The 11,874-nt window shown below is 33.4% G+C and carries 14 protein-coding genes and 1 tRNA gene; 9 read left to right on the forward strand and 6 right to left on the reverse strand.

Features of this window, described 5'->3' with window-relative positions; genetic code table 11:
- Positions 1–33 precede the first annotated feature (33 nt).
- From recJ to OZP10_RS07195, 6 genes are all read left to right on the forward strand, one after another.
- Positions 34–1,737, forward strand: coding sequence for a single-stranded-DNA-specific exonuclease RecJ (gene recJ, locus OZP10_RS07170; protein WP_281634072.1), 1,704 nt, complete (start codon positions 34–36; stop codon positions 1,735–1,737).
- Positions 1,724–3,007, forward strand: coding sequence for an MFS transporter (locus tag OZP10_RS07175; protein ID WP_281634073.1), 1,284 nt, complete (start codon positions 1,724–1,726; stop codon positions 3,005–3,007). Before recJ ends, OZP10_RS07175 begins: the two co-directional genes overlap by 14 nt.
- Positions 3,008–3,922 carry an alpha/beta fold hydrolase gene (locus OZP10_RS07180; RefSeq protein WP_281634074.1) on the forward strand — a complete coding sequence of 305 codons (915 nt, stop codon included), beginning with the start codon at positions 3,008–3,010 and terminating at the stop codon, positions 3,920–3,922.
- Between the two features lie 160 nt (positions 3,923–4,082).
- Positions 4,083–4,439 (forward strand): hypothetical protein, encoded by a 357-nt coding sequence (locus OZP10_RS07185; RefSeq protein WP_281634075.1) that lies wholly within the window; start codon positions 4,083–4,085, stop codon positions 4,437–4,439.
- 97 nt (positions 4,440–4,536) lie between these two features.
- Positions 4,537–4,893, forward strand: a complete 357-nt coding sequence (locus OZP10_RS07190; RefSeq protein ID WP_281634076.1) for a hypothetical protein — start codon at positions 4,537–4,539, stop codon at positions 4,891–4,893.
- 83 nt (positions 4,894–4,976) lie between these two features.
- Complete coding sequence (locus OZP10_RS07195; RefSeq protein WP_281634077.1) at positions 4,977–6,188, forward strand: cytochrome c3 family protein; 1,212 nt, start codon at positions 4,977–4,979, stop codon at positions 6,186–6,188.
- Positions 6,189–6,283: 95 nt separating this feature from the next.
- Here OZP10_RS07195 and OZP10_RS07200 read toward each other — a convergent pair whose 3' ends face one another.
- The 4 genes from OZP10_RS07200 to OZP10_RS07215 all read right to left on the reverse strand — a co-directional run bounded on the left by OZP10_RS07200 (position 6,284) and on the right by OZP10_RS07215 (position 8,638).
- Positions 6,284–7,027, reverse strand: a complete 744-nt coding sequence (locus OZP10_RS07200; protein ID WP_095928326.1) for a UDP-2,3-diacylglucosamine diphosphatase — start codon at positions 7,025–7,027, stop codon at positions 6,284–6,286.
- Positions 7,028–7,120: 93 nt separating this feature from the next.
- Positions 7,121–7,573 carry a 6-pyruvoyl trahydropterin synthase family protein gene (locus OZP10_RS07205; RefSeq protein WP_281634078.1) on the reverse strand — a complete coding sequence of 151 codons (453 nt, stop codon included), beginning with the start codon at positions 7,571–7,573 and terminating at the stop codon, positions 7,121–7,123.
- 33 nt (positions 7,574–7,606) lie between these two features.
- Positions 7,607–7,783, reverse strand: coding sequence for a hypothetical protein (locus OZP10_RS07210; protein WP_008465178.1), 177 nt, complete (start codon positions 7,781–7,783; stop codon positions 7,607–7,609).
- A 90-nt stretch (positions 7,784–7,873) separates the two neighbouring features.
- Positions 7,874–8,638, reverse strand: a complete 765-nt coding sequence (locus OZP10_RS07215; RefSeq protein WP_281634079.1) for an enoyl-CoA hydratase/isomerase family protein — start codon at positions 8,636–8,638, stop codon at positions 7,874–7,876.
- A gap of 105 nt (positions 8,639–8,743) precedes the next feature.
- On the opposite strand from OZP10_RS07215, the gene OZP10_RS07220 reads away from it, so the two are divergent.
- Positions 8,744–8,820: transfer RNA gene (locus OZP10_RS07220), tRNA-Ala, on the forward strand.
- Between the two features lie 69 nt (positions 8,821–8,889).
- Here the strand turns inward: OZP10_RS07220 and OZP10_RS07225 are convergent.
- Together OZP10_RS07225 and OZP10_RS07230 are read right to left on the reverse strand one after the other, a co-directional pair.
- The gene (locus OZP10_RS07225) at positions 8,890–9,906 is read right to left on the reverse strand and encodes a hypothetical protein (protein WP_281634080.1); all 1,017 of its coding nucleotides are present in this window, start codon (positions 9,904–9,906) and stop codon (positions 8,890–8,892) included.
- Positions 9,907–9,999: 93 nt separating this feature from the next.
- Positions 10,000–10,221, reverse strand: coding sequence for a hypothetical protein (locus tag OZP10_RS07230; RefSeq protein ID WP_281634081.1), 222 nt, complete (start codon positions 10,219–10,221; stop codon positions 10,000–10,002).
- Positions 10,222–10,813: 592 nt separating this feature from the next.
- Between OZP10_RS07230 and OZP10_RS07235 the strand changes: the two genes are divergently transcribed.
- Both OZP10_RS07235 and OZP10_RS07240 read left to right on the forward strand, forming a co-directional pair.
- The gene (locus tag OZP10_RS07235; protein WP_281634082.1) at positions 10,814–11,404 is read left to right on the forward strand and encodes a hypothetical protein; all 591 of its coding nucleotides are present in this window, start codon (positions 10,814–10,816) and stop codon (positions 11,402–11,404) included.
- 27 nt (positions 11,405–11,431) lie between these two features.
- Positions 11,432–11,863 (forward strand): YybH family protein, encoded by a 432-nt coding sequence (locus tag OZP10_RS07240; protein ID WP_281634083.1) that lies wholly within the window; start codon positions 11,432–11,434, stop codon positions 11,861–11,863.
- Positions 11,864–11,874: the final 11 nt, after the last annotated feature.

Here is an 11,874-nt window from a genome sequence, read left to right on the forward strand (position 1 = left end):
TGAAGTCTAAAATCTAAAATCTAAAATCAACCCATGCGTTGGACCTTAAAACCAAAACCTTCTGAAGAAAAAGTCAAACATTTGGCGCAAGCCTTAAATGTAGAAGATTTTGTTGCAACGCTTTTGATTCAGCGTGGTATTGAAACTTTTGAAGATGCCAAGAATTTCTTTCGCCCATCTTTAGAACATTTGCACGATCCGTATTTGATGAAAGATATGGACAAGGCCGTTACTAGAATTGAATTGGCTATTGAAAATCAAGAAAACATTTTGGTTTTCGGCGATTATGACGTAGACGGGACAACGGCGGTTTCTTTAGTTTCTTCTTATTTAAAATCACATTATCCACATATTGCCACTTATATTCCAGATCGTTACGACGAAGGTTACGGAATTTCATATAAAGGAATCGATTATGCAGACGATAACGGAATTTCGTTAATTATTGCTCTCGACTGCGGTATCAAATCGATTGATCATATCGCTTACGCGAAAGCGAGAAACATCGACTTTATTGTTTGTGATCACCACCGTCCTGGAGAATTTCTTCCAGATGCTGTTGCTGTTTTAGATCCAAAAAGAGAAGACTGCTCTTATCCTTACGATGAACTGTGTGGCTGCGGAGTTGGTTTTAAATTGATTCAGGCTTTAGGTCAGAATCGAAATGAAACTATTGAAGATTTAGTTCCGTATCTAGATTTGGTCGCTACAGCAATTGCCGCAGATATTGTTCCGATAACAGGCGAAAATCGTGTATTGGCTTACTTTGGTCTGAAAGTCATTAACAGCGAACCACGACCAGGAATTAAAGCATTGGTTCATCAGGTAAAAAAGAAAGTTTTAGATATTACCGATGTTGTATTTATTATTTCTCCTCGAATTAATGCCGCCGGAAGAATCAAACACGGAAATCATGCCGTAGAATTATTGACTGAGTTTAATTTTGAACAAGCACAGCAATTCGCTTCAGAAATTGAACAATATAACGCCGACCGAAAAGATTTAGACAAAAAAATTACCAAAGAAGCTTTTCAGCAAATTTTACAAAACAACGAAGAAGAGCGTTTTTCTACCGTCGTTTTTCAAGAAGACTGGCACAAAGGCGTAATCGGAATCGTCGCTTCGAGATTAATAGAAACCTATTATCGTCCAACTTTGGTTTTCACAAAAAGTGGCGATAAATATGCCGCTTCTGCCCGATCTGTAAAAGGTTTTGATGTTTACAATGCACTCGATGCATGTTCAGAACATTTGGAACAATTTGGTGGACACATGTATGCAGCGGGAATGACTTTAAAAGCCGAAAATTATCAGCTTTTTAAAGATGCTTTCGAAAAACAAGTCGAAACGACCATTCTTCCAGAAATGCGAACTCCAGAAATCGAAGTTGATGCCGAAATTAATTTCTCAGACATTACACCAAAACTAATTCGAATCTTAAAACAATTTGAACCTTTTGGCCCACAAAATATGACACCTGTTTTTATGACCAGAGATTTAAAAGACACTGGTTATGCCAAAACTCTTGGTGCAGAAGAAGAGCATTTAAGACTTTTTGTCAAACAATATAACTCCGACGGAATTGCAGCAATTGGCTTTGGACTCGGAAAAAAATTAAACATAGCAAAAAATCAAAATCCGTTTCAGCTGGCTTATACAATTGCCGAAAATGAATGGAACGGTACAATTTCAACTCAGCTTATGCTGAAAGACATTAGAACAGATGGAAGAGATTAAATCCAATAAACCTGATCCGTATCAGGCGCTTCGTTATAGAGAATTCAACGTATTTTTATTATTGCGTTTTGCGATGGTTTTTGCCTGGTCAATGCAGTTTATTGTTATCGAATGGGAAGTTTATAGTTTAACTAAAAATCCGCTTTCGTTAGGAATTATTGGTTTAATGGAAGTTATCCCAGCTGTCGGAATGGCTTTATTTGCTGGACATATTGTAGATCAAAGAGAAAAGAAAGGATTATTGGTAAAATGTATTTTAGGATTTTCAGTAATCAGTTTTGGATTATTTTTGTTGACTTGGCCAAAAGTTGTTGGCGGTTGGTCTTCAAATGTAATCTTGTATTCAATTTACGCTTTAGTATTTTTCGGAGGATTGGTTCGTGCTTTTATGGGACCAACTATTTTCTCGCTTTTATCCTTAATTATTCCTAAAAAAGTATACCCAAATGCCGCAACTTGGAGTAGTTCGGTTTGGCAGATTGGAGCCGTTATGGGACCAGCATTAGCAGGATTTTCAATCAATTGGATTGGAGTTCACTGGTCAATGTGTTTGGTTTTCGGATTCTCAATCCTTTCTTTAATCGCATTATCACAAATCAGTGCAAAACCAATCATCAATCCGAAGATTGGAGAATCAATAAAAGATAGTCTCACAGAAGGTTTAACTTTTGTATTTAAAAACAAAATTGTTTTAGGTGCTTTATCACTTGATATGATTGCAGTACTTTTTGGAGGTGCGGTTGCATTATTACCCGTTTTTGCTCAAGACATCTTGAAAGTAGGTTCTGAAGGTTTCGGAATTTTAAGAGCCGCTCCTGCTGTAGGCGCTTTTATTACAATGATTGTTTCGGCTTATGTGCCTCTATATAAAAATGCAGGAAAAAAACTTTTAATCGCCATCTTTGTTTTCGGATTATCGATTATCTTATTTGGACTTTCTACTTATTTCTGGCTTTCTGTTTTCGCTTTATTCTTAAGCGGTTTAGCTGATGGAATTTCAGTAGTTATCCGCCAGACAATTTTACAGCTTAAAACTCCTGATCATATGCGTGGACGAGTTGGTGCTGTAAATTCAATTTTTGTTGGATCTTCTAATGAATTAGGTGCTTTTGAAAGCGGTGCCACTGCCAAATTGATGGGGGCAGTGACTTCTGTTGTTTTTGGAGGAAGTGTTACGCTCTTAACTGTAGTTTTCACTGCATTGAAATCGCCAACTTTTAGAAATTTAGATTTGAAAAAAGATATGGACGATCATCATAAATTAGAATAGATGAAGTCATTTTTTCTTTCTTTATTTCTAATATTTTCCTTTTTTGCAAAAGGGCAAAATCTCTATATCAAAACTTACGGAAATGAAAAGAACAAGCCCATAATTTTCATTCACGGAGGACCAAGTGGCAATTCAACATTATTTGAAGGAACAACAGCTCAAAAACTAGCCGATCAAGGCTTTTATGTTATCGCTTACGACCGAAGAGGCGAAGGAAGATCGGCAGATCCTAATGCAAAATTTACTTATGAAGAAGCTTTTCAGGATCTGAATTCAATTTATGCAAAATATCACTTAAAGAAAGCTGTTATTTTAGGTCATAGTTTTGGCGGTTTAGTGGCGACACTTTATACCCATAAATATCCGCAAAATGTAAGTGCATTGGTTTTGGCTGGCGCTTTATTTTCTCAACAGGAAACTTACGATCACATTTTAAATACGCTGAAGAAAAAGTACAGCAACGATTCTGAACAATTAAAAAAAATCAGCATTGTTGAGAATCTAAATAAAAATTCAGCTGAATACAGAAAAGGATGTTATGAGCTGGCTAGTGAAAACGGCTTTTTTAAAATGCCAAATCCAACAGCAGCATCTAAAAAATTATATGCCGATTATGAAGCTGGTGAATTTTATAAAACTAATATTCGAAATAAAAATGCTCCGCTTCTCTTCTATCAAAACGAAAAACAAAACAACATTGATAGTAGGCCTTTTTTAAAGAAAATCAAAACCGCTGGAGTTCCTATTTATGGAATTTACGGAAAAGATGATGGAATTTTTTCATCAGATCAAATCAATTCTCTAAAGGCAATAACTGGAGAAAAACATTTCGCTTTTCTTGACAATTGCTCTCATTATTTATTTGTCGACCAACAAGCAACATTTCTTTCTAAGCTAAAAAATTGGCTCAAATAATCTTGTTATGAGATAGAATTTCATAAAAAAGCAAAATCACAAACACTTTATAAATAACTAAAAATCAAACAGTAATATTAGTTTTTAGCTTTTTTTTATGCTTTTCTTAGTCAAGTATTAATATAAAGAGTGCGTATCTTTGTGGCCTAAAAAAATTGCCATGAAAGACATCGAGCAAATATACCGAAACGATTTTGGAATTTCATTTTATTGGAAAGAAGGCAACGAAATTATATCAGATAAAATCCAGTTGCTTTTTAAACAAATGGGATTTTACTTTTCAGTTGAGGAATTAAATGAATTTCACGATTTAATTGAAGACTGTGTAACAGATCATAATAACTACGATACACGTGGCGTAAAACGCGCCTTCGATAAATTTTTATTGAAAACACCATACGTTGCTATAGATTTAGAAATATCACCAATGGAATTAGATTCTATAAAAGACTTGGTTGATGGTTCATTATTCCGACTTAATCTCAATGAATATATCTATGGTTCGGGTATGAACTAATGCTTGCTCAAAAAATATTTTTTTCAAACTTTTATGATTTTTTTATTTAGAATTAATATAAATAATATTTATATTTGTTGAAATAAAAGGATTTACGATGAGAGAAATTGAGCAGATATATCATAACAACTTTGGAATAGCTTTTTACTGGAAAGATCACAATACTACGATTTCCGACAAAGTGCAATTGGTTTTTAAAGAAACTGGCTTTTATTTTACGGTTCAGGAATTAAATCAATTTTGTGATTTAATTGAAGACAGCATGATAGAAAATGCTTGTTGCGAAGCTTGCGAAATGAAATACTCCTGCCATAAGTTTTTATTGAAAACACCTTGCAATTCTATAGATCTGGCTGTAAACATGACCGAATTAAAATCTATTAAAGATTTGGTTGAAGGTTCTTTATTTAAAATTGAACTGGATGAATATGTTTATGGAGTTGGCATGAATTAAGAAGCATTCTAAATATTTTAACAGCATTTTTTCATTATTGAAATATATTTTGATTCAATTCAAAAAAAAGTATATTTACAGCAATGAAAAAAGCTGCATTTCTACTTACCATAACCGTTCTGGCACTTCTTTTTGCCAGCTGCAATAATAAATCAGAGGAATACATTGATCCGCGTGGAACTGATTACGCAGGTTCAGAAAGTTGTATACAATGCCATAAAGTACAATCAGACATGGCATTCAAAAGTTCGCATTTTAAAGCGACCTCTCCAGCAATTTTAGGAAATGTTTCAGGCGATTTCGATTCTAAAAATCATACTTTCATTTATGATAAAGACACCAAACTGGTCATGGAAAAACGTGGAGACAGTTTGTATCAAGTTGTTTATAAAAACGGTAAAGAAACAGCCAAATACAAATTTGAAATTGTTTTTGGAACCAAACACGCTCAAACTTCAGTTTACTGGAAAGACAACAATACATACGAATTGCCAGTTTCTTTTTATCACTCTATAAACAATTGGGCAACAAGTCCAGGTTTTCCTGCCGACAAGCCTTATTTTGATCGAATGGTAGTTAAAGATTGCTATTCGTGCCACGCCTCAAATGCCAGCAGCCGAAGCGTAAATCAAAATTCTGAACAAAGAAATATGATGTCTATGGATGTTGAAGATATCATTAAAAAAGAAACAATTGTTTACGGAATTGACTGTGAACGCTGCCACGGTCCTGCGAAAAAGCATGTTGAATTTCATCTAAAAAATCCAAACGTAAAAGTTGCCAATAACATTACAAGTTTCAAAACCTTAAACAGACAGCAAAAGCTAGATGCGTGTGCATTATGTCACGCAGGAAATGATGGAATGAAACTAAAATCGCGTTTTGAATTTAAACCTGGAGATAATTTATCAGAATTCTTTCGTGAGACTAAAAGTATTAATGATACAACAAATTTTGATGTTCATGGCAATCAGTATAGATTAATGGCACAAAGCAAATGTTTTATCAAAAGCGACAAAATGGATTGTATCACCTGCCACAATCCGCATGAAAATGCTTCCAAAAACATGGCTTCATATTCTAAAATCTGTATGAGTTGCCATCAAGGTTTAAAGCACAAAGAAACCACTTTAAAAACAATGCCAGAGAAGTTATTGGCGAGCAATTGTGTAGAATGCCACATGCCGAAAAAAGCATCTGGAGCAATTAAGTTTCAGCTTTCAAACAGTAAACAGCTTTCAGAATATATTTTGCGAACGCATAAAATTGGCATTTACCCAACAAGCGCAAAATAAAAATTTTGTTTTATTTTTTTTGACAAAGGACTTTGAATTAAGTTCAACAATAAGATTTGTCCTTTTCAACTTTTGACTTTTAACTTTCGACTAAACTACTTTTCGAATTTTTTAAGCTCGAATTTTTCACCGTCAAAAACACCGTAAGTAAAATAGCCGATCCAATCGCCAAGATTGACATATTCGGAGTTTTCTCCAACCGGAATAATCATTGGTAAATGGCGGTGCCCGAAGATGAAATAATTATAATGTTTGGTTTCTAGTTTTCGTTTGGCATATAAAACCAGCCATTCGTTTTCTTCACCCAAAAACTTTACATCTTCGTCGCCCGAAATCAGTTTGTTTTTTACTGATAAATATTGAGCCAAACTTACGCCAACATCTGGATGAAGCCAGCGGAAAAGCCATTTTGAAAACGGATTTGTAAATACCTTTTTCATTCGTTTGTAGCCTTTATCACCAGGACCTTTTCCGTCTCCGTGACCAATCAGGAACGTTTTTCCGTTAAATGTAAACTCTTTGTTATCGTGATAAACCGGAATATTCAATTCGGTTTCAAAATAATCATTCATCCACAAATCATGATTTCCAACAAAAAAGTAGATTGGAATTCCGCTGTCGCGAATTTCAGCCAGTTTGCCTAAAATTCGAACAAAACCTTTCGGAACCACCGTTTTATATTCAAACCAAAAATCAAATAAATCTCCCAATAAAAAAATTGCTTCTGCATCTTCCTTAACCTCATCAAGCCAAGCCACGAATTTCTTTTCACGCGGTAAACTCAATTCTGGAGTTGGCGCACCAAAATGCTGATCTGAAGCAAAATATATTTTTTTCATTTAGAGTTGTAGATTACTAGACTTCTTAGAATTTTAGACTTTTGTCCCTCTGAACGAAGTCGAAGAGTTTGGAATTTAAAAAAAATTGGACTTTTAGATATTATCCGATGCGTACCATTCTGCAAAAGACGATTCTGTTTCCTGAAGTTTTAATGAGAAAAGAGAAATTCCTTCTGGAAGCCTTGCAACGATTCTCTCTGCAAAATCAACCACCATATTTTCGCTTGTTGGCTGATAATCTACCAAAATCACATGATGTCCACGGTTTTTCAATTCATTGGCCAATTCGATATGCGGTGTAGTCTGATTGAAAACAGTTGCATGATCAAACTGATCGACGATTTCTTCTTTTACAATTTTCTTTAGATCAGAAAAGTCAATCACCATTCCGAACTTTACATTCGATCGGTCTGTAATTGGCGAACCAATAACCGTTACCGATAATTTATAACTGTGTCCGTGAACGTTCTTGCATTTTCCGTCGTAACCGTACAAAGCGTGACCGGTTTCGAAACTAAATTGTTTTGTAATTCTGATATTACTCATCGATTTTTAATTTTAAGCTTGCAAATTTACGAATTAATTGCCGTTTTTAGCTCTTTTTTTAGCACGAGTATACATCCACAAAGCAATTCCGCCCAAAACTAGAAACGGAATGAAAGATCCAATGACAACGCCAATTTGATAACCGCTGTCTGGAGCATCTTTAATTTTCTCTGCAATGTCAACTTTTTGCATTAACGAAATAATAGTCATGTTCAATAATTTATATAGTGGAAATTTGATTTTAAAATATTTTTCAAAGCTATGCTCCTATTTTTCTAAAATCAATGACTTATATCATACCTATTTTTTAAACTGCAGCAAAGCATTTTTAGTAAAATCAGACAAAACCAATTTACCCGTAATGGCAGCACGTTCAAATAAAAGTGATTCCCATTGTTCTGTTCCTTCCCAAATAATTTTTTTCATTTGCAATAATGCTTCTGGGTTATACGAACTTAATCTTTTTGCAAAATCATCAATTTTAAGATCCAGACTAAAAGATTCGCAAACCACAGAGAAAAGTCCTTTTTGACTTGCCCATTCTGCCGATTTCCATTCATTTGCTGCCAATGTCATTTCTGTCATCGCAGTTTTACCTACTTTTCTGGAAACAGCTGGTTCGATAACAAAAGGTCCTATTCCAATTGCTAATTCTGATAATTTCACATCACTTTCAGGCGTAGCAAAAACATAATCACAAGCCGCAATAATACCAACGCCACCACCAACTGCTTTTCCCTGGACACGTCCAATAATTAATTTATTACAATTACGCATCGCGTTAAGCAAATGAGCAAATCCCGAAAAGAACTCTGTACCCTGTTCTTCATTTTCAACTTGCAAAAGTTCATCAAAAGAAGCGCCAGAACAAAAAGCTCTCACCCCTTCACTTTTCAGAATAATAACTGAAACATTTTCATCTCTGCTTAGCAAATTAATTTCTGCCGTGAGACGATCTAATAACTGACGCGGGAAAGAATTACTAGCTGGATGCCCAAACTCAATAGTTGCAATTGTATCCTGAAAAGAAGTTTCTAAACTGCCTTTTATACTTTCTGAACTCATAAAAATTACATTTAAAGGTAAAGTTACGCTTTTGAAAATAATTGATACGAAACTTCTGGAAATTTGTTTTTTGAGAATTAATTGACTTTATTTGTTAACGCATTTGGGGGATTAGCTCATTTGGCTAGAGCGCTACGCTGGCAGCGTAGAGGCGACCGGTTCGAATCCGGTATTCTCCACCATAAACATAAAACCCTTGTAAATCTAGTTTTACAAGGGTTTTATATTTCTTATATGATTAACAACTACTCCTACTCATATTCAAAAACAGTAATATCGGTTGTGTAATTAAATCCAGCAGCATCGTACTTTATTAAATAACCTTCTTCATCATAAAAATATTTCGGAACTGCTTCAAATTGCACCTGCCATACTCCATTAGATAAAACATTTGAAGAGATTTTTGTTACATGCAGATATTGATTATCCAATCTATAATATGGCTCTTTATTATAAACTCCTGCTTTAGTATTATCAAAGGTATAGACTACATAACTTGTCAAAGTCCCAATTTGATCCGCATTAACACTATACCAGCTTTTAATATAACTTGTATCGTTCGGATAAGTATATTTATAATTCATTTGTAAAACATCATGAATGTAAAAAAAGACATCACTAATCCTATCTTTTTCATCATAGAAATACTTATAACTTACAAAACCGTCTTTTTCAATTCGTTTCTCAATCAAGCCTCTATCATTATAAGTGTAACTACTTCCGAATGCGTAAGACGAGATCATTTCATTTAACGAACCATTCTCATTATAGGTAAAACTAAAAATTTCAGGTGTATTAGTAAGTCCATTATTTGTATATACTTTATCTGCTTCAATTCTAGTAAGCTGTCCTAAATTATTGTACTTATAGACAAGTTCATAATCTCTTTCTGTCTTTTTGTTTAAAGCCGTTTCTACAGTGTCATATAAATTTTCTGAAGGCAAATCTTTATATGTTGCAGCATCTCTGTCAAGATTATATTGATAAATTTTGCCCATATAATTTTGAGCAAACTTAGTAGATCTGACTAGTCGTTTTCTTGTTTCACTGCTTTTTGAAGTTTTAGATGAACTAATATTTACAATAGCAGGTTTCATCATTTCTGACTTAGGAAGAACCGGTTTAGGTTTTACAGGATCTACAGGTTTTGGATCTACAGGAATTACAACTTCAGGTTCTACAGGCGGTTCATCAGAAGAACAGCTAATCACCGTAAATTGAAATAAAATGGTAAAAGCTAGTAGTAATTTAAGTAGTTTTTTCGTCATATTGATCGATTATTTAGAGCACTAATATACTATTTATCTATTATATCGATTAGACAATTATCTTATTTATATACTCCTACTTTCAATTTTTACTTATTTCTCATTTGCCGCATCATCTGCGTCAACATCTGCTTTCTCAGCTTTTTTAAAATCGTTGTTTAGCAATTTTTCCAATTTCTTTTTTTCTCGCTGATTTTTTCTGATTGTTAGTACAACAAGAATAATTACCAATATTACTACAACTGCTATTATGTTCCAATTGATATCCATAATTAAAATTTTAATTAAAAGTAAATAATTAAAAATATCTTTCATGTTATCAAACAGTTAAGTGTTTTATTTTTTAATAAATCTTATTCTGACACAACTAAATCTTTTGAAAGATATTTCTTTAAAATTGTTTCTTATTTTTGTAGACCTTAAAATATTCTAAAAAGAATACTGATAATAATTGCAAGTCTTTCAAAATGAATCAAACCGTAAAACATAAAATATTCTCGTTCATAAAGAAACCTCTTATAATTGCAATTATACTTTTCGTCTTTACTTTAGTTGAGATCTATTGGGCAATGGGCAGTTTTTCTAACAAACCATCAAGTGCCTGTTTAGATTGTTCTTTTTTTGACGATGCTTATTTAATGACTTTGTTTTCTACCGTTTTCTTATCAATCGTTTTTTTGCCTTTTTCTTTAATTAAAAACAGCTATCTAAAAGTTATATTTCAATTACTATTGTTAATCTTAATATGGTTTTTCTGTAATTATATCATTTTTGTAGATCGCGAATCTGCATGGAGTACATATCTTTTTAAAGAAGAAATAATGTATACAATTACATTTTCGTTTTTTCCTATTTTGATTTTATCTATCGTTACAATAGTTGCTTTAAACTTTATCTTAAGAAAACTATGAGTCCGAACAAAAAAATACTTTTACTTATCTATTTCATTATCTGTGCACTTTTTGTGCTGGACTGCCTTTTATATTACTTTAAAGAAATTAGTCTTCGTGGTTATTATAGCGATGTAGTTTTATCTTGGCTCTGGCTGATAAGCAATTTTGTAATAATTATTGTTTTTTGGAAAAAACTCTTGGCAAAACTTCTTTTGGCAGCAATAACAATAACATTTGCAATTAGCATTATGGCCATGATGATGCCTTTTTTCGCCTTATTGCTTTCAAGTACATCTTTAGGTTTGTACCTAAATAAAGATTTGAATAAAAATTACAGAGCACAAATTGTGGGTTACAGTGCGATGGGGCATCCATGGCTGGAAATAATTGAAAAGAAAGGAATATTAGAAAAAAGGATTTTTAAATGTACCGACTATCAAATAATGGACGACAATCTGAATATCAAAATCAGCACAGCAAAAGATATATTTTTTAGAAATGAAACCGATAGTACACTGACTTTGACTCTTTTTTATGGCGGACCAAACAAAACCATTACTTTCGATAAAAAGACTGGAAATATCACTGGAATAAAAAACAACTAATTTTATACTCACTTAAAAACTACCTATATGCGTCACTTCAAATTTCTTCTTCTTGCATTCTTACTTATGCTTTCTTTTAAAGGCATTTGTCAAGACAAAATTTCACAACAAGTGCTCGAACGTTTAAAGGCACAGCAAACTAGTTGGAACAATGGCGATCTTGAAGGTTACCTTGATTTTTATGCTCCCGTAGATTCGGTTCGTATGATTTACAGCGGTGGTGTGGTATATGGAAAAAACAATATTGCAGATTTCTTTAAAAAATATTGGCCAAAAGAAAGAATGGGAAAATTGATTATGACCGATTTTGTTGTTGAACCACTTTCGAAAAAAGATGCTTTTGTGAGCGCAAAATTTAGCGTAGAAGCTCCAAATGGCAAAAATAGTTCTGGCAACTTTTCGGGAATAATGCGAAAGATAAATGGCGTTTGGTATTTGTATGTTGATCATTCGGGATAATTGTCGGATCT

This window comes from Flavobacterium luteolum (assembly GCF_027111275.1).
In the GTDB taxonomy this organism is placed as follows: Bacteria; Bacteroidota; Bacteroidia; order Flavobacteriales; family Flavobacteriaceae; genus Flavobacterium; species Flavobacterium luteolum.